The organism is Nocardioides sp. NPDC059952, assembly GCF_042730435.1.
Taxonomy (GTDB): Bacteria; Actinomycetota; Actinomycetes; order Propionibacteriales; family Nocardioidaceae; genus Nocardioides.
In genome coordinates, this window is sequence record NZ_JBHWLY010000015.1 from 66,645 (window position 1) to 92,673 (window position 26,029).

The 26,029-nt window shown below is 68.4% G+C and carries 31 protein-coding genes; 11 read left to right on the forward strand and 20 right to left on the reverse strand.

All coding sequences use genetic code 11. The features are described from left to right. Positions 1–12 precede the first annotated feature (12 nt). The 3 genes from ACFV9G_RS09650 to ACFV9G_RS09660 all read right to left on the reverse strand — a co-directional run bounded on the left by ACFV9G_RS09650 (position 13) and on the right by ACFV9G_RS09660 (position 1,173). Positions 13–507 carry a GNAT family N-acetyltransferase gene (locus ACFV9G_RS09650; RefSeq protein ID WP_378727160.1) on the reverse strand — a complete coding sequence of 165 codons (495 nt, stop codon included), beginning with the start codon at positions 505–507 and terminating at the stop codon, positions 13–15. A gap of 70 nt (positions 508–577) precedes the next feature. Continuing rightward, on the reverse strand, positions 578–946 hold the full coding sequence (locus ACFV9G_RS09655) for a DUF5615 family PIN-like protein (protein WP_378727161.1): 369 nt from the start codon (positions 944–946) through the stop codon (positions 578–580). Then, on the reverse strand, positions 943–1,173 hold the full coding sequence (locus tag ACFV9G_RS09660) for a DUF433 domain-containing protein (RefSeq protein WP_378727162.1): 231 nt from the start codon (positions 1,171–1,173) through the stop codon (positions 943–945). The genes ACFV9G_RS09655 and ACFV9G_RS09660 overlap by 4 nt, the downstream gene beginning before the upstream one ends. A gap of 61 nt (positions 1,174–1,234) precedes the next feature. On the opposite strand from ACFV9G_RS09660, the gene ACFV9G_RS09665 reads away from it, so the two are divergent. Beyond that, complete coding sequence (locus ACFV9G_RS09665; RefSeq protein ID WP_378727163.1) at positions 1,235–1,861, forward strand: class I SAM-dependent methyltransferase; 627 nt, start codon at positions 1,235–1,237, stop codon at positions 1,859–1,861. Between the two features lie 16 nt (positions 1,862–1,877). Here ACFV9G_RS09665 and ACFV9G_RS09670 read toward each other — a convergent pair whose 3' ends face one another. The 5 genes from ACFV9G_RS09670 to ACFV9G_RS09690 all read right to left on the reverse strand — a co-directional run bounded on the left by ACFV9G_RS09670 (position 1,878) and on the right by ACFV9G_RS09690 (position 5,494). Beyond that, complete coding sequence (locus tag ACFV9G_RS09670) at positions 1,878–2,819, reverse strand: DUF1214 domain-containing protein (RefSeq protein ID WP_378727164.1); 942 nt, start codon at positions 2,817–2,819, stop codon at positions 1,878–1,880. A 113-nt stretch (positions 2,820–2,932) separates the two neighbouring features. Further along, positions 2,933–3,403: a VOC family protein gene (locus ACFV9G_RS09675; RefSeq protein WP_378727165.1), complete on the reverse strand. Its 471-nt coding sequence runs from the start codon at positions 3,401–3,403 to the stop codon at positions 2,933–2,935. A 39-nt stretch (positions 3,404–3,442) separates the two neighbouring features. Further along, positions 3,443–3,925 (reverse strand): DUF6069 family protein, encoded by a 483-nt coding sequence (locus tag ACFV9G_RS09680; RefSeq protein ID WP_378727166.1) that lies wholly within the window; start codon positions 3,923–3,925, stop codon positions 3,443–3,445. 106 nt (positions 3,926–4,031) lie between these two features. Beyond that, on the reverse strand, positions 4,032–4,439 hold the full coding sequence (locus ACFV9G_RS09685; RefSeq protein WP_378727167.1) for a cupin domain-containing protein: 408 nt from the start codon (positions 4,437–4,439) through the stop codon (positions 4,032–4,034). 29 nt (positions 4,440–4,468) lie between these two features. Further along, positions 4,469–5,494 carry a zinc-dependent alcohol dehydrogenase family protein gene (locus tag ACFV9G_RS09690; RefSeq protein ID WP_378727168.1) on the reverse strand — a complete coding sequence of 342 codons (1,026 nt, stop codon included), beginning with the start codon at positions 5,492–5,494 and terminating at the stop codon, positions 4,469–4,471. A 141-nt stretch (positions 5,495–5,635) separates the two neighbouring features. Between ACFV9G_RS09690 and ACFV9G_RS09695 the strand changes: the two genes are divergently transcribed. Then, on the forward strand, positions 5,636–6,514 hold the full coding sequence (locus ACFV9G_RS09695) for a helix-turn-helix domain-containing protein (RefSeq protein WP_378727169.1): 879 nt from the start codon (positions 5,636–5,638) through the stop codon (positions 6,512–6,514). A 3-nt stretch (positions 6,515–6,517) separates the two neighbouring features. On the opposite strand, the gene ACFV9G_RS09700 is transcribed toward ACFV9G_RS09695, so the two are convergent. Genes ACFV9G_RS09700 through ACFV9G_RS09710 form a run of 3 tightly spaced genes read right to left on the reverse strand, consistent with a single transcriptional unit; the run spans position 6,518 to position 9,805 of the window. Further along, positions 6,518–8,878 (reverse strand): ATP-binding cassette domain-containing protein, encoded by a 2,361-nt coding sequence (locus ACFV9G_RS09700; RefSeq protein ID WP_378727170.1) that lies wholly within the window; start codon positions 8,876–8,878, stop codon positions 6,518–6,520. A 49-nt stretch (positions 8,879–8,927) separates the two neighbouring features. Beyond that, positions 8,928–9,350 carry a VOC family protein gene (locus ACFV9G_RS09705; RefSeq protein ID WP_378727171.1) on the reverse strand — a complete coding sequence of 141 codons (423 nt, stop codon included), beginning with the start codon at positions 9,348–9,350 and terminating at the stop codon, positions 8,928–8,930. A gap of 5 nt (positions 9,351–9,355) precedes the next feature. Beyond that, a complete protein-coding gene (locus ACFV9G_RS09710; protein WP_378727173.1) occupies positions 9,356–9,805 on the reverse strand; it encodes a helix-turn-helix transcriptional regulator in 450 nt (149 codons plus the stop codon). Positions 9,806–9,928: 123 nt separating this feature from the next. On the opposite strand from ACFV9G_RS09710, the gene ACFV9G_RS09715 reads away from it, so the two are divergent. Further along, positions 9,929–10,093 (forward strand): hypothetical protein, encoded by a 165-nt coding sequence (locus ACFV9G_RS09715; RefSeq protein WP_176883565.1) that lies wholly within the window; start codon positions 9,929–9,931, stop codon positions 10,091–10,093. Here ACFV9G_RS09715 and ACFV9G_RS09720 read toward each other — a convergent pair. Both ACFV9G_RS09720 and ACFV9G_RS09725 read right to left on the reverse strand, forming a co-directional pair. Further along, entirely contained in the window at positions 10,090–10,761 is a 672-nt protein-coding gene (locus tag ACFV9G_RS09720; RefSeq protein WP_378727176.1) for a response regulator, read from the reverse strand. The genes ACFV9G_RS09715 and ACFV9G_RS09720 overlap by 4 nt on opposite strands. Next, positions 10,758–11,951 (reverse strand): sensor histidine kinase, encoded by a 1,194-nt coding sequence (locus tag ACFV9G_RS09725; protein WP_378727178.1) that lies wholly within the window; start codon positions 11,949–11,951, stop codon positions 10,758–10,760. Before ACFV9G_RS09725 ends, ACFV9G_RS09720 begins: the two co-directional genes overlap by 4 nt. Positions 11,952–12,084: 133 nt before the next feature. On the opposite strand from ACFV9G_RS09725, the gene ACFV9G_RS09730 reads away from it, so the two are divergent. From ACFV9G_RS09730 to ACFV9G_RS09750, 5 genes are all read left to right on the forward strand, one after another. Further along, complete coding sequence (locus tag ACFV9G_RS09730; RefSeq protein ID WP_378727180.1) at positions 12,085–12,993, forward strand: ABC transporter ATP-binding protein; 909 nt, start codon at positions 12,085–12,087, stop codon at positions 12,991–12,993. After that, the gene (locus tag ACFV9G_RS09735; protein WP_378727182.1) at positions 12,990–13,850 is read left to right on the forward strand and encodes an ABC transporter permease; all 861 of its coding nucleotides are present in this window, start codon (positions 12,990–12,992) and stop codon (positions 13,848–13,850) included. Before ACFV9G_RS09730 ends, ACFV9G_RS09735 begins: the two co-directional genes overlap by 4 nt. A gap of 168 nt (positions 13,851–14,018) precedes the next feature. Then, positions 14,019–14,954 carry a MetQ/NlpA family ABC transporter substrate-binding protein gene (locus ACFV9G_RS09740; protein ID WP_378727184.1) on the forward strand — a complete coding sequence of 312 codons (936 nt, stop codon included), beginning with the start codon at positions 14,019–14,021 and terminating at the stop codon, positions 14,952–14,954. Next, positions 14,951–16,000 (forward strand): methionine ABC transporter ATP-binding protein, encoded by a 1,050-nt coding sequence (locus tag ACFV9G_RS09745; RefSeq protein ID WP_378727186.1) that lies wholly within the window; start codon positions 14,951–14,953, stop codon positions 15,998–16,000. Before ACFV9G_RS09740 ends, ACFV9G_RS09745 begins: the two co-directional genes overlap by 4 nt. After that, entirely contained in the window at positions 15,997–16,665 is a 669-nt protein-coding gene (locus ACFV9G_RS09750; protein ID WP_378727188.1) for a methionine ABC transporter permease, read from the forward strand. The genes ACFV9G_RS09745 and ACFV9G_RS09750 overlap by 4 nt, the downstream gene beginning before the upstream one ends. Positions 16,666–16,680: 15 nt before the next feature. Here the strand turns inward: ACFV9G_RS09750 and ACFV9G_RS09755 are convergent, their stop codons facing one another. The 5 genes from ACFV9G_RS09755 to ACFV9G_RS09775 all read right to left on the reverse strand — a co-directional run bounded on the left by ACFV9G_RS09755 (position 16,681) and on the right by ACFV9G_RS09775 (position 20,334). After that, positions 16,681–17,472: a class I SAM-dependent methyltransferase gene (locus ACFV9G_RS09755; RefSeq protein WP_378727190.1), complete on the reverse strand. Its 792-nt coding sequence runs from the start codon at positions 17,470–17,472 to the stop codon at positions 16,681–16,683. Between the two features lie 47 nt (positions 17,473–17,519). After that, entirely contained in the window at positions 17,520–17,819 is a 300-nt protein-coding gene (locus ACFV9G_RS09760; protein WP_378727192.1) for a hypothetical protein, read from the reverse strand. 89 nt (positions 17,820–17,908) lie between these two features. After that, positions 17,909–18,685 (reverse strand): SDR family oxidoreductase, encoded by a 777-nt coding sequence (locus ACFV9G_RS09765; RefSeq protein ID WP_378727194.1) that lies wholly within the window; start codon positions 18,683–18,685, stop codon positions 17,909–17,911. Positions 18,686–18,693: 8 nt separating this feature from the next. Further along, complete coding sequence (locus ACFV9G_RS09770; RefSeq protein WP_378727196.1) at positions 18,694–19,191, reverse strand: DUF4919 domain-containing protein; 498 nt, start codon at positions 19,189–19,191, stop codon at positions 18,694–18,696. Positions 19,192–19,311: 120 nt separating this feature from the next. After that, on the reverse strand, positions 19,312–20,334 hold the full coding sequence (locus tag ACFV9G_RS09775; protein WP_378727198.1) for an LLM class flavin-dependent oxidoreductase: 1,023 nt from the start codon (positions 20,332–20,334) through the stop codon (positions 19,312–19,314). A gap of 741 nt (positions 20,335–21,075) precedes the next feature. On the opposite strand from ACFV9G_RS09775, the gene ACFV9G_RS09780 reads away from it, so the two are divergent. Together ACFV9G_RS09780 and ACFV9G_RS09785 are read left to right on the forward strand one after the other, a co-directional pair. Then, positions 21,076–21,777: an alpha/beta fold hydrolase gene (locus tag ACFV9G_RS09780; RefSeq protein WP_378727199.1), complete on the forward strand. Its 702-nt coding sequence runs from the start codon at positions 21,076–21,078 to the stop codon at positions 21,775–21,777. A 10-nt stretch (positions 21,778–21,787) separates the two neighbouring features. Next, positions 21,788–22,693, forward strand: a complete 906-nt coding sequence (locus tag ACFV9G_RS09785) for a transglycosylase SLT domain-containing protein (RefSeq protein ID WP_378727201.1) — start codon at positions 21,788–21,790, stop codon at positions 22,691–22,693. Positions 22,694–22,711: 18 nt separating this feature from the next. On the opposite strand, the gene ACFV9G_RS09790 is transcribed toward ACFV9G_RS09785, so the two are convergent. After that, positions 22,712–23,215 carry a GNAT family N-acetyltransferase gene (locus ACFV9G_RS09790; protein WP_378727203.1) on the reverse strand — a complete coding sequence of 168 codons (504 nt, stop codon included), beginning with the start codon at positions 23,213–23,215 and terminating at the stop codon, positions 22,712–22,714. Positions 23,216–23,273: 58 nt separating this feature from the next. After that, positions 23,274–24,302 carry a zinc-dependent alcohol dehydrogenase family protein gene (locus tag ACFV9G_RS09795; RefSeq protein ID WP_378727204.1) on the reverse strand — a complete coding sequence of 343 codons (1,029 nt, stop codon included), beginning with the start codon at positions 24,300–24,302 and terminating at the stop codon, positions 23,274–23,276. Positions 24,303–24,439: 137 nt separating this feature from the next. On the opposite strand from ACFV9G_RS09795, the gene ACFV9G_RS09800 reads away from it, so the two are divergent. Continuing rightward, positions 24,440–25,966 (forward strand): UDP-N-acetylglucosamine 1-carboxyvinyltransferase, encoded by a 1,527-nt coding sequence (locus ACFV9G_RS09800; protein WP_378727206.1) that lies wholly within the window; start codon positions 24,440–24,442, stop codon positions 25,964–25,966. Positions 25,967–26,029 lie beyond the last annotated feature (63 nt).

Genomic DNA, 26,029 nt, shown 5'->3' on the forward strand with positions numbered 1-26,029 from the left:
GGTGAAGTATCCCTACCCGATCCAGAACCTGAGCTCGTTGCCGAGCTGCTCGTCGGCTACGCCGCCGTTCTTCTCGATCACCCGCCGCGACGCGTCGTTGGAGGGGTCGCAGGTGAGCAGGGCACGCGAGACGCCGTGCTCACGGGCCTTCTCGAGGCCGAGCTCGAGCATGCGGGTCGCGTGGCCCTGGCGCCGCCACGGAGCGACGACGTGGTAGCCGATGTGGCCACCGTCGGCGTTCAGCGACGGCGTCAGCGTGTGGCGCACGACGAGGGAGCCGAGATAGTGCTCGCCCGAGATGTACCAGTAGACGGTCGACATCACCTCCCAGCGCTCCTTGTCGTGGTCCCGGGCGGCGACGAACGCGTCGAAGTCCTCGCTGGCCGGCCCGAGCCAGTCGGTGTCGGTGCCCCGGAGGAGACAGTCGGCCTGTTCGCCGGTGAGATAGGAGGTGCGTACGGCCGTCGTCGGGCGGATCAGGCGAGGCGCTTCGTTCAGGGTGATCATCGGCGCTCAGGCAATCACATCGGGGCTTTCAACGCACGAGGGTTTGCGGGTGCGAGAGGCTGCCACGCGGTCACCCGATCGGCAACCGCTTGATGCGCATCGTCTCGTCGCCGATGACAACGATCGCACCAGCGAGGAGATCTTCCTCGACGTCGCCGAGGTTGTCGATGATCACACTGGCGATCTCTTGGACGCGTCGTCCGACCAGGCGCCGGATGAGGACGAACGACGGCGACGTTGCGTGGGACCTCGCCAAGAGTGTGCCGAAATCTGTGTCGGCTGAGACCAGGATGCGTTCATCCCGAACTGCTAGCTCGAGTACGTCCGGATCCAACGTTCCCGCAAGTCCGAGATGACGTACGTGCGTGACATCGTGCCCTGCCGTTATGAGCAGCGGGATCAGCTTCTCGGACAGGTTCTCGTCGAGAAGCAGCCTCATGCGCTCGGGCGCAGCGGTAGCTCACGCTCACGCACGGCCTCAGCCGCGTAGCGAAGCGCCTCAGCCACATCCTCGACGACCAGATCAGGAAGGTCATCGATGATCTCGTCGGCAGTCATCCCGTCCGCCACCATCGCGACAACCGTCGCTACGGGAATGCGCATGCCCCGAATCGTCGGAGCGCCACCCATCCGATCGGGGTGCACCGTAATTCGCTCGAAGGTCACATGCCGAGGGTACCTCTCAGTTGCGCAACTCAGCGCGAAGTTTGTGCGTAGTTTGGTCTCTATGAGCGAGGACGATGGACGCGAGATGTTCGAGCCGGAGTCGTGGGAGGAGCGCTATGCCGGCGAGGAGAAGGTCTGGAGCGGCAACCCTAACCCTCAGCTTGTGGCTGAGGTCTCCGAGCTGACGCCGGGCACGGCGCTGGACGTCGGTTGCGGCGAGGGCGGGGACGTCATCTGGCTCGCCCAGCAGGGCTGGACCGTGACAGGCGCCGACTTCTCCGCCAACGGGCTGGCCCGGGCGAGGCGGCATGCCGAGGAGACCGGCGTGGCGGAGCGTACGTCCTGGTGGCAGGTCGACGCCCGCACCTTTGACGCCGCGGGCCGGCAGTTCGACCTGGTCACCTGCCACTTCCTGCACACCCCCGACGGGAGCATGGTCGAGGTCGCCGGCCGCCTCGCCACCGCGGTCGCGCCCGGCGGTCACCTGCTCGTCGTCGGCCACGCGCCCTCGGAGGTCTTCGCGCGCCACGGGCACCACAATGCGATGTTCCTCGCCTCCGACCTGCTTGCCGGCCTGCCCGACGAGTTCGAGCCGGTCGTCGTCGAGCAACGTCCTCGCTTGACCATCCGCGACGGCGTCCCGGTCCAGATCGACGACTCGACCCTGCTCGCCCGCCGCGTGAGCTAGACGACGCCGGACCTGGTCAGGAGACGGGATCGAGGTCCGGAAACGACCACGTGCCGTCGAGGATCTCCGGTCGGGGTCGGTACATCCGGATGGTGTAGTTCCAGCCCTCCTCGATCGGAAGCGGGTTCAGGTCGCTGCTGTCTCCACCGAAGGTCACGGTGATCGATCCGTCAGCGTTCTTCTCGCCGGAGACGCTGTTGAGGTTGTAGGCGTCGAGGTCGTTCGGATGAAGAAACCCGTCGGAACCGTAGACGGTGATGGACCAGAAGGCATCCACGGGCACGTCCTTGGCGGTGATCGTGTAGCGACCGACGGGCAGCCCCGGTTCCCGGCTCTCGTAGTAGGCCTCCTGCTTGGGCAGGCCGCCCCAGCCACCAGCGGTGCCGATGAAGTGGGCGTGCGGATCGGTGTCCTCTTTCGTGCCGAACATGCCCTGGGTGCCGTGAAAGCCCTGGGAGGCTTCAGCCAAGGCGGCGGTTCGCACCGCCGTGAACGACTCCTCGTCGTAGTCGGGCAGCTCGAGCGGTTCGCTCGCCCGTGCCGTGAGGGCGAACCCGTCCTGGATTTGGTGCGCCTGAGTCACGTCTTCGGGGTCGGTGGTGTCGACCAGCACCCGCGCCGCCAAGAGGACGTACGGAGTGTCGAACTCGTCGGTGGTCAGCTCGTACGCCCCGGGCTCGGCGTAGACCCGGTTGATGTAATGGTCCTGGTTCACCACCATCACTGTCAGGTACCGATCACCGGCGTCGGGGATGGTCAGGGTCGCTCCGGCCGAGATGTTCGCGACGGCCATGCTGTACAAGGTGTCCCGGTTCAACCGGATCACCGTCTGCTCGTCGAGCGCGGCTGGAGCACGGTTGTGCTTCCAGACGTTCACACCGCCTGCCTGCGCCTGAAGCCCTGCGAGCATCCGGTTGCTCTCGGCCCTGACGAAGTTGTCCTCGGTCACCGTGATCATTTCAGCCTCCATCTGCGGGCGCACGTGCGCGAGCAGAAATCATCGGCATCGCCGAGCCGTTCACCATCACCCGACGCGGGTGACCTCCGCTCGTCCTGACCGCTCGGTGGGATTCAGTCCAAGCAGAAGACGTTTCCTTCGGGGTCTTCCATCACGATGAAGCCGTGGCTCATCGGCGGGTCGGGCTCGGAGCGGCGGACACGGGTCGCCCCGAGGGCGACGACACGCTCGCACTCGGCCTCGAGTGCGGCCATCCGCTCCTCGCCCTGCAGCCCGGGCGCGGCGCGGACGTCGAGGTGGACCCGGTTCTTGGCGGTCTTCGGCTCCGGCACGCGCTGGAAGAAGACACGCGGGCCGGCACCTGCGGGATCCTCGATCGCCGAGGCGTCGTTGCGCTGGTCGGCGGGCACCCCGACCCGCTCGAGGAACGGGTCCCAGGCGTCCAGCGGATCGGTGCCCTCGGGGACCTCCACTCCCGGCGGACCGGGGTGGACGTAGCCGAGCACGTCACGCCAGAACGTGGAGAGCGCGCGCGGGTCGTGCGCGTCGAAGGTGACCTGGAAGGTGCGAATCTCGAGTGCCATGGCTCCACCATGGCACCGAATCAGGACGGTCGGCGTCCGCTAACGACGGTGAGCAGGACCGGGCAGCCCCAGTCCGCGGCGCTCCTCCATCCGCAGGGCGATCATCGGGACCACGATCGCGGCGGCGACGACGTGGGTCAGGCACAGCACGCCGACGAAGGCCAGGTCGAACTCGAAGAACGGCAGCACGTCGGGGACCAGCGAGAGCCCGGTGAGCACGATCATGGTGATCTGGAAGGTCGAGCGGGGCATCGTGGCCACCCGGATCATCACCTCGGCGATGATGATGCCGATCAGCGAGCAGTAGACCGTGAGCATCGGGAACGCCGCGATCGGTACGTCGCCCACGCTGCTCCCGAAGTCGACCCCGGCCGCCCTGGCGATCACAGCCATCACCGTCGTGGTGACCGCGGCGATGGCGGTCGCCACCAGGCCGCGCGGCCAGACCGGTGCCGGGCGCTCCCGCACGGGCGCCATCTCCACCGCCTTGGCCTTCCTGTGCTCGGGAAGGTAGAGGTTCATCTCAGGTGCTCCTTGATTGATGCTGCAACCAATTCACACTAAGCGCGACGCTCTGTGCCAACCACATCCAGATACCCGCAAACAGGCGTGATTCGCGCCACCTGGGTCAGACCGGCGGGGCCGCGGTGTACTCCTCGTCGGTCACCGGCGTCATCCAGTGCACGACGGGGTGGTCGTCGTCGCCCTCGTTGATGGCGACGTGCACCATCAGCCGGTTGGGGGCGGCGCCGTGCCAGTGCTCCTCATCGGCCTCGAAGAGCACCCGGTCCCCGGGCCGGATGACCTCGATCGGGCCGCCCCGGCGCTGGCACAGGCCGACGCCCTCCGTGACGAAGACGGTCTGGCTCAGCGGGTGTCGGTGCCAGTGGGTCCGGGCGCCGGGCATGAAGTGCACCAGGCTGGCGGTGAGCCGAGAGGGTGCCGGTGCGGCGGCGACCTGGTCCACGTAGACGTCGCCGGTGAACCAGTCCGCGGGGCCCTTGAAGGTGTCGATCGAGCTGCGGGTGATCTGCATGGCTGTTCTCCTCAGTCGGTTCAGTCGGCTCAGTCGGTGGTGAGCAGGACCTTGGTGGCCTGCCGCTTGTCCATGGCGGCGTACGCCTCGGCGGCCGCCTCGAGCGGGAGGGTCAGGTCGAAGACCTCGCCCGCGTCGATCTCGTCGTTCATGATCTGCGCGACCAGGTCGGGCAGGAAGCGACGTACCGGGGCCGGGCCGCCGTGCAGGTGCACGCCGGAGAAGAACAGCTCCAGCCCATCGAGGGAGACGTCGTGGGAGACCCCGACGTAGCCGAGGTGGCCCCCGGGGCGGGTGGCCCGGATCGCCTGGTTCATCGACTCCTGGGTGCCGACGGCCTCGATCACCGAGTGCGCGCCCAGCCCACCGGTGAGCTCCTTGATCCTCTCCACACCAGCGTCGCCGCGCTCCTCGACGATGTCGGTCGCACCGTAGCGACGGGCCAGCGCCTGCCGGTCGGCGTGCCGGCTCATCGCGATGATCCGCTCGGCGCCGAGCTGCTTGGCCGCCAGGATCCCGAGGAGCCCGACCGCGCCGTCACCGACTACGGCGACGGTCTTGCCCGGGCCGGCCTCGGCCGCGACGGCGGCGAACCAGCCGGTGCCGAGCACGTCGGAGGCGGCCAGCAGGCTCTTGGCCTGTCCCTCGGTGGGGGTGCCGGGGACCACGACCAGGGTGCCGTCGGCCAGCGGGACCCGCGCCTTCTCGGCCTGGGTGCCGATCGAGCCCATGATCACCGCGTGCACGCAACGGCTCTGGTAGCCCGCCCGGCAGATCTCGCAGGTGTTGTCGGAGGCGAAGAACGACCCGACGACGAAGTCGCCGACCTTCACGTCCTTCACCTCGGCGCCGATCTCCTCGACCACGCCGACGTACTCGTGGCCCATCGGCGCCGGCCACGCCGCGTCCTCCTGACCGCGGTAGGGCCACAGGTCCGAGCCGCAGACACAGGCGGCGGTGACCCGGATGACGGCGTCGGTCGGCAGCTCGACCCTCGGGTCCTCACGCTCCTCGACACGTACGTCGCCGGGGCCGTGCATCACTACTCCACGCATGTTTCATTCCTCATCGAAGCTTGTCGTGGGACATCCCCACAACAACCAGTAAACGCCGTCGGAGCGGCCCCCGGGAGTCACTGTCGAGGGGTGCACCAGGAGGGCACCCTTCACCAGGAAAGTGCCGCCTATCCTGGGAGAATGGACAACCGAGAAGAGGTACGCGAGTTCCTCACCACTCGCCGGGCGAAGGTCTCACCACAGGCCGCCGGGCTCCCGCCGGGACCCAACCGACGGGTCCCCGGGCTGCGTCGCTCCGAGGTGGCACTGCTCGCCGGGGTCAGCGTCGAGTACTACGCCCGCCTCGAGCGCGGCGCGCTCGGCGGGGCCTCCGCCTCCGTGCTCGACGCCATCTCCGGCGCGCTCCAGCTCGACGACACCGAACGCGCGCACCTGCTCGACCTCGCCCGCGCGGCCGACGGGATCCCCACCTCCGCCCGCGCCCGGCGGCGCCCCACCACGCCCGCTCCCCCACGGCCTTCGCTGCAGTGGGCGCTCGACGCGATCACCGAGGGCGTCGCGTTCGTCCGCGACAGCCACCAGAACCTGCTCGCCACCAACCCGCTCGGGCGCGCCTTCTACACGCCGCTGATCGGCGACGGCGGCCGCATCCCCAACCTGGCCCGGTTCCAGTTCCTCGACCCCGCCTCACGCGACTTCTATCCCGACTGGGACCTCTTCGCCCAGATGTGTGTCGCGATCATGCGCGCCGAGGCCGCCCGAGACCCCCACGACCGCGTCTTCCAGGACCTCGTCGGTGAGCTCTCCACCCGCAGCGACACCTTCCGCCGGCTGTGGGGCGCCCACGACGTACGCCAGCACGGCGCGGGCACCAAGCGCTTCCACCACCCCGAGGTCGGCGAGGTCACCCTCGCCTACGAGGAGCTGACCGTCACCGCCGAGCCCGGCCAGGTGCTGATGGTCTACACCGCCGAGCCCGGCTCCCCCTCGGCCGAGCGGCTCAAGCTGCTCGCCTCGTGGGGCGCCGAGCTCCCTGCGTACGCCGTGGGCCAGGTCTGAGGCTCACGCCCCGACATACGCCGCCAGGTGCTCGCCGGTGAGCGTCGACTTCTTGGCGACGAGCTCGGCGGGCGTGCCTTCGAAGACGACCAGGCCGCCGTCGTGACCGGCACCCGGGCCGAGGTCGATGATCCAGTCTGCGTGCGCCATGACCGCCTGGTGGTGCTCGATCACGATCACCGACTTGCCGGCGTCGACCAGCTTGTCGAGCAGCGCCAGCAGGTTGTCGACGTCGGCCAGGTGGAGACCCGTGGTCGGCTCGTCCAGGACGTACGTCCCGCCCTTCTCCCCCAGGTGCATGGCCAGCTTGATCCGCTGCCGCTCGCCGCCGGAGAGGGTGTTGAGCGGCTGGCCGAGCTTGAGGTAGCCGAGGCCGACGTCGGACATCCGCTCGAGGATCTTGGCGGCGGGCGGCACCTTCGACTCGCCCTCGGAGAAGAAGGCGTGCGCCTTGGCGACCGAGAGGTCGAGCACCTCGGCGATGTTGAGCCCGCCGAGACGGTATTCGAGCACCAGGGCCTGGAACCGCTTGCCGCCGCAGTCCTCGCAGGGCGACGCGACGGTCTCCATGAAACCGAGCTCGGTGTAGATCATCCCGTTGCCCTTGCAGGTCGGGCACGCGCCCTCGGAGTTGGCCGAGAAGAGCGCCGGCTTGACGCCGTTGGCCTTCGCGAACGCCTTGCGGATGGGCTCGAGAAGACCCGTGTACGTCGCCGGGTTGCTCCGCCGCGACCCCTTGATCGCGCTCTGGTCGACGAACTCCACGTCGGCGCCGGCCGGGATGGAACCGTGGATCAGCGACGACTTCCCCGACCCGGCCACGCCGGTGACGACCGTCAGCACGCCGAGCGGCACGTCCACGTCGACGTTGCGCAGGTTGTGCGAGGTCGCCCCGCGGATCTCCAGATGCCCCTTCGGCTCGCGGACCGACTCCTTCACCGACGCGCGGTGCCCGAGGTGGCGCCCGGTCAGCGTGTCGGCCTCGGCGAGCCCTTCGTAGGTCCCCTCGAAGCAGATCGTCCCGCCGTCGCTGCCGGCTCCGGGCCCGAGGTCGACGACATGGTCGGCGATCGCGATGGTCTCCGGCTTGTGCTCGACGACCAGAACGGTGTTGCCCTTGTCGCGCAGGTCGAGGAGCAGCTTGTTCATCCTCTGGATGTCGTGCGGGTGAAGGCCGACGGTCGGCTCGTCGAAGACGTAGGTCACGTCGGTCAGCGCCGAGCCGAGATGACGAACCATCTTCGTACGCTGCGCCTCACCGCCGCTCAGGGTCCCCGAGGGCCGGTCGAGGGAGAGATATCCGAGACCGATCTCGACGAACGAGTCGAACAGGTGCAGGAGCCCGGCGACCAGCGGCGCCACCCCGGGCTCATCGACGGTCCGCAGCCACTCCGCGGCGTCGGTGACCTGCATGGCGCACACGTCCGCGATCGACTTGCCGCGGATCTTCGAGGAGAGCGCCGACTCGTTGAGCCGGGTCCCGCCGCAGGCCGGGCACGGCTTGAAGACCGCCGCCGCCTCCACGAACTTCTTGATGTGGGGCTGCAGCGCGTCGACGTCCTTGCTGAACATCGACTTGCGGATCTTCGGGATCAGGCCCTCGTAGGTCATGTTGATGCCCTCGAGCTTGATCTTGCGCGGCTCGGCGTAGAGCAGGTCGTGACGCTGCTCCTCGGTCATCTTCTCGATCGGCACGTCCTCGGGGACGACCACCTTGTAAGCCGCCACCATCCACCCGTCGGCGGTGTAGCCGGGCACGAGGATCGCCCCGTCGACCAGCGACTTCGACTCGTCGATGATGGCAGCGAGGTCGAGATCGGAGATCGTCCCGCGGCCCTCGCACTCGGCACACATGCCGCCGAGGTAGACCGCGTCCTTGACGATCGTCTTCTCACCCTTGGGCCCGGTCATCACGCCGCTCGCGCGGGTGGTGGGGATGTTGAAGGAGAACGCGGTCGGGCCGCCGATGAACGGCTCTCCCAGCCGGCTGAACAGCGAGCGCAGCATTGCGTAGGCGTCGGTGACCGTGCCCAGCGTCGAGCGCGGGTTGGCGCCGAGCCGCTCCTGGTCCACCAGGATGGCGGTGGTCAACCCCTCCATCGCGTCGACCTCGGGTCGCGGCAGGCTGGGCATGAACCCCTGGATGAACGTCGAGTACGTCTCGTCGATCAGCCGTCGCGACTCCGCCGCGATCGTGCCGAAGACGAGCGACGACTTCCCCGACCCCGACACCCCGGTGAACACCGAGAGCCGACGCTTGGGGATCTCGACCGAGATGTCCTTGAGGTTGTTCTGCCGGGCCCCCTGGACTCGGATCAGGTCGTGGGTGTCGGCATTGTGCTCGTTCGAGCCGAGGTCGTTCATGGCGATCAGGCTAGTCGGAGGCGTGAATCCAGGCCTGCACATTTCCGGCTCACTTGACCTGCTGCAGCCGGATGGTGTTGCCGGCAGGGTCGCGGAAGGAGCAATCCCGCATGCCCCAGTCCTGGTCGGTCGGCTCCGACATGATCTCGCCGCCGCTGGCCTCGATGCCGGCCTGGACCTTCTCGAAGGCGGCGTCGACGTCGGCGGAGGAGAGCATCAGGCTGGCGAAGGTGCCCTTGGCCATCATCTCCTGGATGACTCGGCCCTCCTCCTCGCTGATGTTCGGGTCGGCGAGGGGCGGGTAGAGCACGACGCTCACCCCGGGCTGCGCCGGCGGTCCGATCGTGAGCCAGCGCATCGCCTCGTACCCGACGTCCTTCCTCACCTCGAACCCCAGCAGGTCGCGGTAGAACCTCAGCGAGGCGTCGGGGTCGGTGTGCGGGAGGTAGCTGTGGCAGATGTTGATGTCCATGGACCTCACGTTATGTAGGGGTCGGGGACTTTCGCTTCTCGATTTCTGACCGGTCTGGTCACCTGCTTGGACACGCACGGCGGGATTCCCGCTCCACCGGCCACGGCCTTGTCGCGGTAGACGCTCGGCGACATCCCGACGAGCTCGCTGAACCGGGTCGAGAACGTGCCGAGCGAGGAGAAGCCGACCTCGAAGCAGATGTCGGTGACGCTGAGGTCACCTCGGCGCAGCAGGGTCATGGCCCGCTCCACCCGCCGGGTCATCAGGTAGGAGTAGGGCGGCTCACCGTAGGCCTTCTTGAACTCCCGGCTCAGATGGCCGGCCGACATGTGTACGCCACGGGCCAGCGCCTCCACGTCCAGCGGCTGCGCGTACTCCCGGTCGATCCTGTCCTTGACCTTCCGCAGCAGTTTCAGGTCACGAAGTCGCTGCTCCTGGTCGGGCTTCGTCGTCACTCCCCGATCCTCCCATTTGATGAATCTGCCGCGTGTCGAAGAAAGAGTGTCGAATTCGGGCGCGCACACTCGTGGAGTAGGTGACTGAACAATTTCTTGGACAAACACGGATAGGAGAAAGTCATGTGGGACACAGCCCAGAACCCCGAAAACGTACACAGCTTCCCGATGTCGCACTTCCTGACGTGCCAGCGGTGTGGCCACGAGGTGCACACCTACCTCGCCTGCAGCGACAACTGCGCCTGCGCCCCGGTGATCATGCCCGGCAGCGTCCCGCTGGCCGCCTAGATCTTCAGGCCCGACTCGATCGCGAAGACGACGAGCTGGGCGCGGTCACGAGCATGCAGCTTCACCATCGCGCGCGAGACGTGCGTGCGGACGGTATCCGGGCTGACCACGAGCTCGGCGGCGATCTCGGCGTTGGAGCGGCCGGTGGCCACCCAGGCGACCATCTCCCGCTCGCGCTCGGTGAGATCACCCAGACGGGGATGCGGGTTCGCCGCCCGGCGTGAGGAACCGAACTCCTCGATCACCCTCTTCGTCACGGTCGGCGCGAGCAGCGAGCCGCCGTCGGCGACGACCCGGACCGCGTCCAGCAGCGCGACCGGCTCGGCGTCCTTGAGCAGGAACCCGCTCGCTCCCAGCCGCAGCGCCTCGAAGACGTACTCGTCGAGCTCGAAGGTCGTCAGCATCACGACGCGTACGTCCTTGAGCGAGGGGTCGCGGGTGACCTGCTCCAGCATGCCGAGGCCGTCGAGGACCGGCATCCGGATGTCGCACAGGACCACGTCGGGGTGGGTGCGGCGCAGCATCGGCAGCGCCGCGCTGCCGTCGGATGCCTCCCCGACGACCTCCAGGTCGGGTTCGGCACCGATCATCGTCGCCAGGCCCATGCGGACGAGGGGCTGGTCATCGACCAGAGCAACCCTGATCAGCGTGTGATCGGTACTGCTCATGCCAGCCCCTCCGCGCCACCCGCCGAGGACCCTGAAAGCGGGAGGGAAGCCCGCAGCCGGAAGCCCCGTACCTCCGGCCCCGCATCTAGGGTGCCCCCAAGTGCCTCCACGCGCGACCGCATTCCCACAATTCCCATCCCGGGACGCCTTTCCCCGCTCAACATGTCCGATCCCCGCCCGTCGTCGTGGACCGTCACGACCATCTCGGCCGCCGAGGTCGCGACGATCGACACCTCGGCTCGCGTCGCTCCGGCATGCCGCAGCACGTTGGTGAGCCCCTCCTGGACCACGGCGTACGCGGCCCGTTCCGCTTCCACCGAGGCCGAGTCCACCTCGACGCGAAGCGCGACCTCCAGTCCCCCGGTGCGCACGCGTTCGACCAGAGCAGGCAGGTCGGCGAGCCCGTGCTCGGGTGCCCGCGGCGCCGGACCGGCGCCGTTCTCGGTGTCGTTCTCGATGTCTGTCAGGCGGGCCAGCTGGCTGCGCAGCAGGTCGAGCGACTCCTTGCTCTCTGCACGGATGGCCTCCAGGTTGCGGCGGGCAGCAGCCGGGTCGCGGTCGAGCACGTGCAGCGCGGCGCCTGCCTGCATCGCGATCACCGCGAGCCCGTGACCGACACCGTCGTGCAGGTCGGTGGCCATGCGCACCCGCTCGTCGCTGACCACCCGGCGCTGTTGCTGGGCGCGGGCCTCGTTGCGGGAGCGCAGTGCGCTGGCGATCGCACCGCTCGCGGCGATCAGGGCGACCTGGCCGAAGGCCTGCCACTGGGACAGGTCGCCCTCCGGTCCACCGTCGGGCCCCCAGGGGCCGCGGCCACCGTCGAACCGGGGGCTCTCCGCCGGGTTCAGCAAGATCCCGGTGGCCACGAGGGCTGCGCCCACGACCGCCCAACCGACCCACGTCCGTGGGGGCAGCGACCACGCCACCGCGAAGGTGACCGCGGGCAGCGCCATGAAGATCGGCCCGTCGGCGTAGCCCGCGGTGAAGTAGACGCCGACACAGAGCCCGCTGACTGCCAGCACCCATCCCGGCGGCTGCCGCAGCAGCACCGGGAGGACGGCGACGAGAGCGAGCAGCGCGGCCAGCACGGCCGGCCCGCGGGTGTCTGCCTGGGCGTTGCTGCCCAGCGAGCCGACCAGCATCACCACGACGATCAGCCAGGGCAGCCAGTGGCGACGGATCCGGGACATGGACATGACCCTAGTTCGCGCGGGCACCCGAGACGTACGACAAAAGCGGCCGGCCGCCTACGCAGATCTGCGTAACCCGGAGCCTCCACGGTGCCGATGCCGAGCAGGGGTCGGCCACGAGAGCGTGAGGAGCATGAACGAACTCGTGGTTGAGACCGACGGGCTGACCAAGCGGTACGGCGACAGGCTCGCCGTCGACCGGGTCAGCATGACCGTCATGCGTGGCGAGGTGTACGGCTTCCTCGGCCCCAACGGGGCCGGCAAGACGACCACCTTGCGGATGATGCTCGGCCTGATCCGGCCCACCGCCGGATCGGCCAGCGTCCTGGGCCGTCCCGCCGGACGACCCGAGGTCACCGCCCGCATCGGTGCCCTGATCGAGGGTCCCGGCTTCTACCCCTACCTGAGCGGCCGCGACAACCTGCGCACGATGGCCCGCTACCAGGGACTGCCGACCACGGAGGTCGACCGGGTGCTCGCGATGGTCGACCTCACCGACCGGGCGAAGGACGCCTTCAAGGGTTACTCGCTGGGGATGAAGCAGCGTCTCGGCGTCGCCGCCGCGATGCTCGGCTCACCGGACCTGCTGGTGCTCGACGAGCCCACCAACGGGCTCGACCCGGCCGGCATGGCCGACATGCGGGCCCTGGTCGTCTCGCTCGCCGAGGCCGGTCAGACGGTGATCCTCTCCAGCCACATCCTCGCGGAGGTGCAGGAGATCTGCGACCGCGTCGGGGTCATCGACAACGGCCGCCTGCTGCGTGAGTCGACCGTCGCCGACCTACGCGGCGGCGCGACCCTGCGGGTCCGGGCGACCCCCGAGGACGCCGCTCTGGCGGCCGTCATGCGGATGGCAGGTGACGAGGGCGTACGCCGCATCGGCAACGAGACGCTCGAGGTCGACCTGCCCGCCACCGCGGCCCCCGAGGTCGTACGTCATCTGGTCGCCCACTCCATCGATGTCCACGAGGTCACCGTCGCGGAACGTTCCCTCGAGGACGTCTTCTTCGAGATGACCGGCAACAAGGAGCTCGTGTCATGAATGCGCTGAACGTAAGAGGATTCATCAACAGCACCCGGGCAGAGCTGCTGCGCCTGCGCAAGTGGTCGGCGATCTGGGTGATCGTCGGCGCCTGGCTGGCGCTGTCGCTCTCCTTCGGGTACGTCTTCAACTATGTCGCCTACAAGACCGGCGACGACAACTTCGCCGGTGACGGCGCCGGTAACGCCCAGCTGCTGGCCGAGCTGATGCCGAACGCGATCCCCGACGTGATCGTCAGCGGCCTGCCGATGTTCGGCGGCGCCCTCGCGATGGTCGTCGGCGCGCTGGTCGCCGGCAACGGGTTCGGCTGGGGCACCTGGAAGACCGTCTTCACCCAGGGACCGAGCCGGTCCACCGCCGTCGGCGGCTCGCTGGCCGCAGTCACCCTGTTCATCTTCGCGATGATGACCGCGACCCTGGTCCTGTGCGCCGGCGTCTCGGTGGCGATCGCGGCGACCGAGGGGCAGTCGATCACCATGCCCGCCCTGAGCGATCTGGCGCAGTCCTTCGGTGCCGGGTTCCTGGTGCTGGAGATGTGGGCGCTGCTCGGGTTCCTGGTCGGCGTACTCGCCAAGGGACCGGCGCTCGCCGTCGGCCTGGGCCTGGTCTGGTCGCTCGTGGTCGAGAACCTGCTCCGCGGCGTCGGCAGCCTGCTCTCGGGCATCGAGACCGTCACCGAGGCCCTCCCGGGAACCGCCGGCGGCTCGTTGGCCGGCGCGATCATCGGAGGACCCAACGGCACCCCGGGAGTCCTCGATGCGATCTCGGGCGAGCGGGCGCTGATCACCGTCGGCGCGTACGTCCTGGCCGCCGGGGTCGCCGCGGTGGTCGTGATGAGGCGGCGGGACCTCGCCTGACCTCGAAAAACATGTCCTTAACACACGCCGGGACGGGTCCGTGACACGTCTCGGCGTGTGACCGACAATCCGAGTGTGATCCTCGTTAAGTCTACTGTTTTGGTGGACAACAACCGAGCTGTCCGTTCTCAACGTCGAGACTTTCCCGTCTAGAAGAGGTTCCCACCCGTGTCCTCCAACACGCCCGAGCCCACCCCGCTCATCGAGGCTCCCAAGTCCAAGCTCCCGCTGATCATCGGGATCGTCGTCGCCGCCGCCGTCGTGATCGGCGGCCTCGCGTTCTTCCTCACCCGCGACGACGACTCCGGCAGCGACCTGACCAAGGTCACCCTCGGCGTCGTCGGTGCCGACGACCCCTACTGGAAGACCTTCCAGGACGCCGCCCGCGAGGAGGGCATCGACCTCGAGGTCAAGAACTTCGGGGACTACAACCAGCCCAACCCGGCGCTCTCGGAGGGCGAGCTGGACCTCAACCAGTTCCAGCACATCATCTTCCTGGCCGACTACAACGTCCAGAACGATGACGACCTGATCGCGCTCGGCTCGACCGCGACCTACCCGCTGGGGCTCTACTCCTCGAAGTACAAGAGCCTCGACGAGATCAAGGCCGGCGACACCGTGATCGTCCCTGACGACGAGACCAACCAGGCCCGCGGCCTGGTGCTCCTCCAGTCCAAGGGCCTGATCGAGCTGACCGACGGCGGCACCCCGTTCAGCACCATCAAGGAGGTCGACCCCTCCTCCAAGGTGAAGATCAAGGCCGTCCAGGCGGCGATCACCCCCTCCTCGCTCCCCGACGTCGCCGCCGCGATCATCAACAACGACTTCGTCGAGGACGCGGGTCTGAAGTTCTCCGACGCCCTGGCCACCGACGACCCGTCCGACCCCAAGGCGCTGCCGTACGTCAACATCTTCGCCGCTCGCGCCGACGACGCCGACAACGCGACGTACAAGAAGCTCGTCAAGATCTTCCAGGACACCAAGGCGGTCCAGGACGGCGTCTACGAGACCTCCGGCGACACCGCCGAGCTCGTCAAGATCCCGGTCGAGGACCTGCAGAAGTCGCTTGAGGACACCGAGAAGCAGGTTGAGGAGCGTCAGTGACGCACTCGGCCACCGTTGCGGGGGCGCAGGGGCGGACCCGCAACGTCACCAAGACCTATCCGGCGGCCAAGGGACGCAACGAGGTCCACGCCGTGGTCGACGTCGACCTCGACATCGCCGCCGGTGACGTACAGGCGATCGTCGGCTACTCCGGAGCCGGTAAGTCCACCCTGGTACGTCTGCTCAACGGCCTCGAGCCGGCCACCTCGGGCTCCATCCAGATCGGCGGCACCGAGCTCGTCGGCCTGCACGAGCGTCAGCTGCGGCCGATCCGGCTGGGCATCGGGATGATCTTCCAGCAGTTCAACCTCTTCGAGTCGCGTACGGTCTGGGGCAACCTGGCCTACCCGCTGCAGATCGCCGGCGTGGCCAAGGCCGAGCAGCAGCGCCGGATCTCCGAGCTGCTCCACTTCGTCGGGCTCCCCGACAAGGCCCACACCTACCCGCGCAACCTCTCGGGCGGGCAGAAGCAGCGCGTCGGCATCGCCCGCGCGCTGACCACCAACCCCTCGCTGCTGCTCGCCGACGAGGCCACCAGTGCGCTCGACCCGGAGACCACCCACGAGGTGCTTCGGCTCCTGAAGCGGGTCAACGAGGAGTTCGGCACCACCATCGTCGCCATCACCCACGAGATGGAGGTCGTCCGCGAGCTGGCCGACCACGTCGCGGTCATGGAGAACGGGCGCATCGTCGAGTCCGGCGCGGTCTACGACGTCTTCTCGGCACCCCAGCAGCCGGTCACCCGGCGCTTCGTCGGCACCGTCGTCGACGACGAGCCTGCCCCCGAGGTCCTGGCGACGCTGCGGTCCCGTCATCCCGGCCGTTTCGTGAAGGTCGAGCTCCGCGAAGGCGGTCCCCGTCAGACCGACATCTTCGCGGTCCTCCACGAGCGCGGCATCGCCTTCGAGCTCGTCTTCGGCGGCATCGAGGAGATCCGGGGCGCCACCTTCGGCAACCTCACCCTCTCCCTCGACGGCCCCGCTGCCTCGGTCGACGAGGCCGTACGCGAGCTGGCCGCCATCGTCCCCACCAAGGAGGTGGCATGAGGACCGACACCCGACTCCCCGAGCTGTGGGGCGACATCTGGTACGCCACCGGCGAGACCCTGCTGATGGTCGCGTGGACGGTGATCGTCGGCGGCCTGCTGGGCCTGCTGCTGGGCCTCGGTCTCTACCTGACCCGCAAGGGCGGTCTCTTCCCCAACCGTGTCGTCTCGGCGGTGCTGAACCTGCTGGTGAACTTCTTCCGGCCGATCCCGTTCATCATCTTCATCGCGGCCGTCCAGCCGGCCGCACGGCTGGTGGTCGGCACCGGGATCGGGATGCCGGCGGTGATCTTCTCGCTGATCCTGGCCTCGATGTTCGGCATCGCCCGGATCACCGAGCAGAATCTCATCACCGTGCCCCCTGGTGTCATCGAGGCGGCCCGTTCCATGGGCGCCTCCCGAACCCGGATCGCGGCGACCGTGCTCGTCCCCGAGGCGCTCGCCCCGGTGATCCTCGGCTTCACCTTCGCCTTCGTGGCGATCGTGGACATGTCGGCCGTGGCAGGGCTGGTCGCCGGCGGCGGGCTGGGCGCCTTCGCGCAGACCTTCGGCTACCGGCAGTACGACACGGCCGTCACCTGGGTCTGCGTCATCATCCTGGTCGCGATCGTGCAGGTGGTGCAGTTCGCCGGAAACGCGCTGGCCGCACGCATCCTGAGCCGCTGACCTGAGCAGCTGACCTCAGGCGCGAGCCAGGATCTCGCCGTGGAGGACGGAGAACCAACCGTCCTCCGCCTCAGCCCACGACCGCCACCCGCCCGCGACCCGGGCGAGGTCGGCGGTCGTGGCGTCTCCGGAGTCGACGAGCTGGCGGGCGACCGCGGAGTCGGTGAACCGGTCGGCCCACATCCCACCCCACCACGCCCGGTCCTCGGGGTCGGCGAAGCACCAGGTGCTCGAGGTGGCCTCGATGTCGGTGAAACCGGCGGCCCGCGCCCAGAAGAGCAGGCGGCGGCCGGCGTCGGGCTCACCGCGGTTGGCCCGTGCGGCGCGGTGGTAGAGGCGCAGCCACTCGGTCAGTTCGGCCGACTCCGGCCACCAGACGAAACCCGCATAGTCGCTCTCGCGCACCGCCACGATCCCACCGGGCTTGGTCACCCGCCGCATCTCCCGCAGCGCCTGCACCGGGTCCGCCACGTGCTGCAGCACCTGATGGGCGTGGACGACGTCGTACGCGGCGTCCTCGATGCTCAGCGCGTGCACGTCCTCGACCCGGAAGTCGACGTTCGCGACTCCGCCTGTCTCGGCGGCCTGCCGAGACAGCTCGAGCTCCGGCTCGCCGATCTCCGTCGCGGTCACGTGAGCGACCCGGCCGGCAAGATCGAGCGTGATCGTCCCCGGCCCGGCACCCACGTCGAGCAGCCGCTGCTCAGGGCTCAGGTGCGGCAGCAGGTAGGCGGCGGAGTTCTCCGCCGTACGCCACCTGTGCGAGCGCAGTACCGACTCGTGGTGGCCATGCGTGTAGGTCGACATGCATCGACTCTACGCGCGGAATCCCGAAGCATGAGACGCAATTCTCGTTATGCGGACAGACGAGGCCATGCGGAGTCGGCGCAGCCCAGGCGGCGCCTGCCCCAGAGGATCCCGCCAACGAGCGCGCCGAGAAGCAGCGTGTTGAGCACGATCACGACACCGGTCTCGAACGGCGCCGCGCCGCCACCCGGTCGCGCGTCCTCGGGCGCCACCTCGTGCCGGTCGAACACGGCCTGCCCGTGGCCGGAGACCTGGGGCTCGTCGGCCGTCGCCGCGCTCAGCGCCGCGGAGGCGAGGACGACGGCAACCATCCCGGCGAGCAGAATCCGCAAGGTGCGACTCATCATGCTGTCGAGCGTGAGCCTCGGTCCCGTCAGGAACCCGACGCACACCGTCCCTACCGGCAACAACCCGGTGAACAATCAGGAGGAGCCGATCAGGTGGAGATCAGCCGGTTGAACATCCGGTTGGCCCAGCTCGGGGTGACTCCGGAGAGACCGAGCAGGAATCTCGCCTTGGTGCCGACGCCGCGATGGACGCCGCCGAGCAGGCCGTGTCCGCTGGTCGCGGCCGCGTAGACGGACTCGGCGACGTCGTCGGGGGTGAGCGAGACCTTGAGCCGTCGCAGCGCCGGGAAGTCGTGACCCCACACCATCGAGGTGTCCGCGAACAGCGGCCACAGGGCGGTCACCGTGATCCCGTCGGCGGACCACTCCAGGTCGAGGGCCTCGGAGAGGCCGCGTACGGCGAACTTCGTGGCGGAGTAGATCGCCATGCCCGGCTGGCCGTAGATGGCGGAGGCGGAGGCGAGGTTGACGACGTGGGAACCGGGCCGCAGGAAGGGTCGCGCGAGGTGGCAGCCGTTGACCAGGCCCTTGACGTTGACGTCGATGATCGCCTGCTGCCGATCCAGCGGCAGGTCGGCGAACTTGCCGATCTGGATGATGCCGGCGTTGTTGACGAGTACGTCGAGGCTGCCGCCGCTCACCGCGACGAAGCCATCCAGGGCGACCTGCCAGGACGCGGCATCGCGTACGTCCAGGGTGCCGGTGACGATCTCGCCGGCGAGCGGCTCGACCTCGACGGCCAGGGACGTCAGGCCGTCGAGGTCGATGTCGTAGGCGCCGACGAGCCATCCTTCGCGAGCGAACCGTAGGGCGGTCGCGCGGCCGATGCCGGCGGCCGCCCCGGTGATCAGTACGGACCTGGGCACGTGCTCGGTCAGGCCCTGGCGAAGTCGTTGCTGGTGTCGAAGAACCAGACCGTCGAATCGGTGCAGACGATCCGGTCGAGCTTGCCGACGGCGACCTGTGAACGCGGCGTCTTGCCCGAGGCCAGCACCACGTCGTAGGCGTCGCTGGTCCGCAGCACCGACCACGGCTCGGACTCGGTGCCCTCTCCCGTGCTGATGATGCTGTCGAGCGCTGACTGGGCCAGGATCGACTCGCGTTGGGCCTGCTCGAGGTTGCCGAGGCCGCGCTGAGCGTCAGCGAGGGCGGTGTGGGCCGAAGGGCTGAAGATCGCGCCAGGCATCAGCCCATGGACCGCGGCGATCGCGCCGGCGTAGTCGCCGACCGACATCATCGGGGCGACCATCTCGGTGATCTCGAGATCGGGCCGGAAGTTCGGAGCTTCCAGGATCGCCTCACGTAGGGCTCTCAGCGACTCCGGGCCGGGATCGCGAAGATAGACGTCGAGCAGCTCAGCGTACGTGGCCAACAGGGGTCCCCCCTTGAATAACGGTCGCCATGCACGGTAGCCAATGGTGCGGCCACGTGGGGCGGTTGACAACGATTATGCGCCCTATTGTGACTCGGAAGTTGCGCGGCCCCCCGGTTTCTATCGCCAGCCGAGATCAGGGGCGACGTGGGTCAGGATGCTCTCCAGGGCATGTGCGTTGTAGTCGACGCCGAGCTGGTTCGGCACCGTGATCAGCAGCGTGTCGGCGGCCTGGATCGCCTCGTCCTCGGCGAGCTCCTTGACCAGGACGTCGGGCTCGGCGGCGTACGAACGCCCGAAGATCGCGCGGGTCTGGTCGTCGATGTTGCCGATCTGGTCCTTGGCCTGCCGGTCGAGACCGAAGTAGCGCCGGTCCTCGTCGTTGACGAGGGCGAAGATGGAGCGCGAGACCGAGACGCGCGGCTCCCGCTCGTGTCCGGCCTCCCTCCATGCTTCGCGGTAGGCCTCGATCTGCTCGCGCTGCTGGATGTGGAACGGCTTGCCGTTCTCGTCGTTCTTGAGGGTCGAGCTCTGCAGGTTCATCCCGAGTCCCGCCGCCCAGCGCGCGGTCGCCAGCGAGCTCGAACCCCACCAGATCCGGTCGCGCAGGGTCTCGGAGTAGGGCTCGACCCGGAGCTTGCCCGGCGGGTTGGGGAACATCGGCCGCGGGTTGGGCTCGGCGAACTCCACCCCCTCGATGATCTTGAGGTACGTCTCGGTGTGAGCACGTGCCATGTCGGCCTCGGAGGCGCTCTCGCCGGGGTCGTAGCCGAAGTAGCGCCACCCGTCGATGACCTGCTCGGGTGAGCCGCGGCTGATCCCGAGCTGCAGGCGCTCGCCGGAGATGAGGTCGGCGGCCGCCGAGTCCTCAGCCATGTAGAGCGGGTTCTCGTAGCGCATGTCGATGACACCGGTGCCGATCTCGATCCTCGAGGTGCGAGCGCCGACCGCGGACAGCAGCGGGAAGGGCGAGGCGTACTGGCGGGCGAAGTGGTGGACCCGGAAGTACGCACCGTCCACACCCAGCTCCTCGGCGGCGACCGCGAGGTCGATCCCCTGGATCAGCGCATCCCGTGCCGACTGCGTCTGCGAGTAGGGCGACGGTGTCCAGTGGCCGAAAGACAAGAATCCGATGTTCTTCACGACTAGTAGAACTCTCAACAGTCCCGCGAGATTCCCTCCGAGGGGTCCCGGACGCCGACCGGCTCGGGTCAGCCAGGGCGGCTGGGACCTTCGCCTCTGGGTGTTCTGCTCTCCGGAACCGCCCTCGAACTGACACCACCTTGTCGGTGGTGACCTGCAGTTCTGCGTTCTGTTCTCATTCGATCAACACGCGAGAGTTCCTTCGTGCGCCCGGTAAAGCGGACGTCCACACGGCATCAACAACTGCCCCTTATGAGTTTATCTATCGGTCGACCGAATAATCATATCGGTCGACTGACCAGGGAAAACAATGTCTCGGCGTGTTGTCCAAGCTCTTCCGAAGTCGCGGATTATCGTGTTACATATCAGGCAGCTTCACCGATGCAGTTTCACCGATATAAGGCCAACCAACATTCTCTGGGGGATGAATTAATTATGTGGGACACCGTTGAGGTGCAGAGCTTCACGCTTTCTCACGACATGCCGTGCCGCGACTGCGGTCACGCACGTCACCGCTTCTTGCCGTGCGACTCCGAGTGCGACTGCCGCACCCACGAGGTAGCGGAGCTACTGGAGGTCGCCGGCGCTCGCTGAACGACCTGGCGTCAGCTGTCTCGGGCGTCCAGAAACGGTGACCACCGCAGTTGCGGTGGTCACCGTTCTTGTGTTCGAAAGCCGGAAATTTCAGATTGGTCCGGGTGGCGGAAGTAGATCGTCCGCAATCAGGAAGAGGATCGCTTCATGGACATCGTTCTCGTACCCGGCCTCTGGCTGGATGCCTCCTCATGGGACCTCGTCGTCCCCCATCTGACCGACGCCGGCCACACCCCGCGGCCGCTCACCCTGCCCGGCCTCGAGTCGGCCGAGACCGACCGGTCCGGCGTGCACGTCGCCGACCAGGTCGCCGCCGTCGTGGCCGCCATCGACGAGTCGGCCTCGCCGGTGATCCTCGTCGGCCACTCGATGGGCTGTGCAGTGGCCGGTGCGGCTCTCGATGCGCGCGTCGACAAGGTCGCCGCTGTGGTCTACGTCGGCGGCTGGCCGGCGGAGCCGGGGATGATCCCGGCCAAGAACTTTCCGACCGACGGCGCCGACCTGCCGCCGGTGCCGTGGGAGGAGTTCGACGAGGCCGACGTGCGCGACCTCGACCGCGCCGCCTTCGAGGCACTGCTGCGGCCCTCCCCCGCCAACCTGACCTCCGAGCCGTTCGAGCTCGGTGACGAACGTCGCTACTCGGTCCCGGCGGTGTTCGTCTGCCCCGAATACACCGCCGCGGACCTGAAGGAGTGGATCGCCGACGGCACCGAGTCGGTCGCCGCCATCCCGAAGCACAAGGACACGACCTTCATCGACCTGCCCACGGGGCACTGGCCGCAGCTGACCAAGCCGGCCGAGCTCGCGGCCATCATCGGGCAGAGCGGCGGCGCAGTGACCGTCGGGTAGCGTCGATCGGGTGCGCACCCGGCTCGCTGCCCTGGCCACCGCCACAGCCCTGGCGCTCGTCGCCGGCTGTGGCGGTGAGCCGTCCTCGGATCCGGCCGGCACTCCGTCGGCTTCCTCGACCGTCCGGCCCTCGCCCAGCCCGTCCTCGCCTGGCACGTCACCGGCGACGGTCCCGCTCGACGATGCGTCGGTGCCACTGGCAGATCGCCTCACCCAGGCGATGGCGACTGTCGCCGGTGGGAAGCCAGGAGCCGAGGACGTACGCGAGGCCGCGCTGTTCGAGCAGACGACCGCACGCGACCTCGCCCGCGGGTCGAAGGCGAAGGCCGACTCGGTTCTGGGCGCGCTCGGCCGCGCCGATCGCGCCCAGCTCACGGCGGACATCGCCGCGGCACGAGAGCTCATGGTCATGACCGACCCTCAGCCCGAGCTCCCGGACTGGAGGATCCTGACGCCGCCGATGCCGGAGGAGCTGCACCCGCTCTATCGCAAGGCGCAGCAGGCGACCGGGACGCCGTGGGAGTACCTCGCGGCCGTCCACCTGGTCGAGACCCGCATGGGCCGCATCCGTGGCACCAGCACCGCGGGTGCCCAGGGCCCGATGCAGTTCCTACCCTCGACCTTCGCCCAGTACGGCGCCGGCGGCGACATCAACGACCCCGCCGACGCGATCATGGCCGCCGGACGCATGCTCGCCAACAACGGCGCTCCGGGCGACATGGCCGGAGCGCTGTGGTCCTACAACCATTCCGACCGCTACGTGGCGGCCGTCAGCGCCTACGCCGAGCAGATGAAGCGGTCCCCCGCTGCGTACGACCTCTACTGGCACTGGCAGGTCCTCTACCGCCACCAGGACGGCACCATGCTCCTCCCCGAGGGCTACCCCGGCGAGAAGGCCGTACGCATCGCCGGCTGATCCGGCCGACGGCGGGGGTCAGTAGGGGCGCTCGACGGCGTACTGGACGAGGCTGACGTCCTCGCCGCGGTAGGTGTCGGAGCCGTGGCGGCCGGTCTCGATGAAGCCTGTCGTGCCGAAGAGCTTCTTGGCGCGAGTGTTCGTCTCGTGCGTCTCGGCCCAGATCCGGGTCAGGTCGAGCACGGAGAAGCCGTAGGTGAGCGCGGTCTTGATGGCCCGCCGGCCGAGGCCATGGCCCCAGCGTGTGCTGGGGCCGATGGCGATGCCGAGCTCGCGGGTGTCGGGGGCCAGTCCGTGGATGTCGGCGTAGCCGACGACCTCCTCGTCGAGCTCCACCGCGAGCCTGATGAGCTCGGGCGGTGGGGCATCGATCAAGCGGCGCCAGTGGCGGAGGTGACCGTCACGGTCGCGCTCCGGCCAGCCGTTGGCCACCCGGAACTCCTCATCGTGTGCCCAGTCGGCGAAGACGTGTTCGTCGCCCGGTGACAGCGGGCGCAGGCGCATGGTGTCGGTGCGGGGCATCGACCGAGTCTTGCAGATGAGGCGCCCGGCCGATCCCCTGCCCGGGATCCAGCGTGGCTCAGTAGGTGAGCTGAACCTTGGTCGCCAGCCGCTCGTCCATGAGGCGGTAGCCCTCGGCGGCCTCCGCGAACGGCAGCGCCTTGTCGAAGACCAGACCGGGGTTGATCGTGCCCTCCAGCGTCAGGCGCAGGAGGTCGGGGAGGTAGCGGCGCACCGGCGCCATCCCACCCTTGAGACCGACGTTGGTGCGGAAGAGCGCGTTGACCGGAAGGTTGACGTCGTGCGGGACACCGACGAACCCGACGGTCGCCCCGGGACGGGCCACCTTGGAGGCCGTCTTGAAGGACTGGTCGGTGCCCACGCACTCCAGGACGTAGTCGGCCCCGACGCCACCGGTGAGCTCGCGTACGGCCGCCTCGCCCTCCTTGCCACGGGCGGCGACGATGTCGGTGGCGCCGAACTTCTTGGCGATCTCCTGGCGGGCCACGTGGCGCGACATCGCCACGACGCGCTCGGCGCCGAGCTGGGCAGCAGCCAGCACGCCGCACAGGCCGACCGCGCCGTCACCGACCACGACCGCGGTCCCGCCCTTGGGGCCGGTGCCGAGACCCGACATGACCGCTGCGTGCCAGCCGGTGGCCATCACGTCGGTGAGCGCGAGCAGGTCGGGGTACATCGTCGGGTCGGGAGTCTCGTCGAGCTTGACCAGCGAGCCGTCGGCCTGGTTGACCAAGGCGTACTCGCCCTGGCCGCTGACCGTGAAGCCGAGGTTCACGCAGACCGACTGGACTCCGGCCAGGCAGTGCGGGCAGGTGTTGTCGCAGTGGTCGAAGGGGACGATCACGAAGTCGCCGGCCTTGAAGTCGCGTACGTCGGCACCGACCTCCTCGATCACGCCGATGCACTCGTGGCCGATGGTGCGCGGCTCCTCGATGTCGCCGTTGGAGCCGCGGTAGTTCCACAGATCGGAGCCGCAGATGCAGGAACCCACCACTTTGACGATTGCTTCGGTGGGCTTCGTCAGAGCAGGATCGGGTACCTGGGTGAAGCGGATGTCGCCCACCCCATGGATCGTCGTCGCGCGCATGGTGGCATCCTGTCATCCGGCGTACGAGATGTTGCACATGGTGGCCGTTGGGGCCGCAGGCAACAGTCATGAAACGAAACGCCGACACTTCGCGGGGAATCCAGGCTTATCTCATATATGAGTTACGGTGGTGCACCATGACCGACGGATACAAAGGTCGTATCGGGAACCTGATTCGCGATGCGCGCAAGCACAAGGGCCTCACCCAGGCACAGCTCGCCGATCTTCTCAACACCAGTCAGAGCGCGATCAACCGCATCGAGCAGGGGCAACAGAACCTGTCGCTGGAGATGATCGCCCGGGTGGGCGCCGCTCTGGACTCCTCCCTCGTGGACATCGGGGCCGGCCCGACGCACCTGCGCGTCACCGGTCCGACGAAGCTCTCCGGTGAGATCACGGTCAAGACCTCGAAGAACGCCGGGGTCGCCCTCCTGGTCGGCTCGCTCCTCAACCGCGGCCGTACGACGCTGCGCAAGGTCGCGCGCATCGAAGAGGTCAACCGCATCATCGAGGTGCTCAACTCGATCGGCGTGCAGACCCGCTGGCTCAACGACGACAACGACCTCGAGATCGTGCCGCCGAAGGAGCTGCGCCTCGACGCCGTGGACGAAGCCGCTGCGCGCCGGACTCGCTCGGTGATCATGTTCCTCGGCCCGCTGCTGCACCGCCTGGACGTCTTCGAGCTGCCCTACGCCGGCGGCTGCAACCTCGGCACCCGCACCGTCGAGCCGCACCTGTCGGCCCTGCGCCCCTTCGGCCTCGAGGTCAAGGCCACCGACGGCGCCTACCACGCGAGCGTGAACCGGGAGATCCAGCCGGGGCGCCCGATCGTGCTGACCGAGCGCGGCGACACCGTCACCGAGAACGCCCTGATGGCTGCCGCGCTGCACCCGGGCACCACGGTGATCCGCAACGCCTCGTCCAACTACATGGTCCAGGACCTCTGCTTCTACCTGCAGAAGCTGGGCGTCGAGGTCGAGGGCATCGGCACCACCACGCTGCGCGTCACCGGCCGCGAGGTCATCGACGTCGACGTCGACTACGCGCCGAGCGAGGACCCGATCGAGGCGATGTCGCTGCTCACCGCCGCGATCGTCACCGACTCCGAGATCACCATCAAGCGGGTCCCGATCGAGTTCATGGAGATCGAGCTGGCGACGCTGGAGGAGATGGGCTTCAACTACACCCTCTCCGAGGAATACCTGGCGCTCAACGGCAAGACCCGCCTGGTCGACATCACCTCCAAGCACTCGGTGCTGCACGCGCCGCTGGACAAGATCCACCCGCTCCCCTTCCCCGGCCTCAACATCGACAACCTGCCGTTCTTCGCCGCGATCGCGGCGGTGGCGCAGGGTCAGACGCTGCTGCACGACTGGGTCTACGAGAACCGGGCGATCTACCTGACCGAGCTCAACAAGCTCGGCGGCAACGTCACGCTCATGGACCCGCACCGGGTGATGATCGAGGGCCCGACCCACTTCTCCGGCACCGAGATCGTCTGCCCGCCGGCGCTGCGTCCCGCCGTCGTCGTGCTGCTCGCGATGCTCGCTTCGAAGGGCACCTCGGTGCTCCGCTCGACCTACGTCATCGCCCGCGGCTACGAGGATCTCGCCGAGCGGCTCAACCAGCTCGGCGCGAACATCACCGCGTTCCGCGATATCTGATCAGAGATCGGGCCGAGTCGGCTCATCTGACCACGTTCCTCGCCGAGTCGGCGCGTCATGACG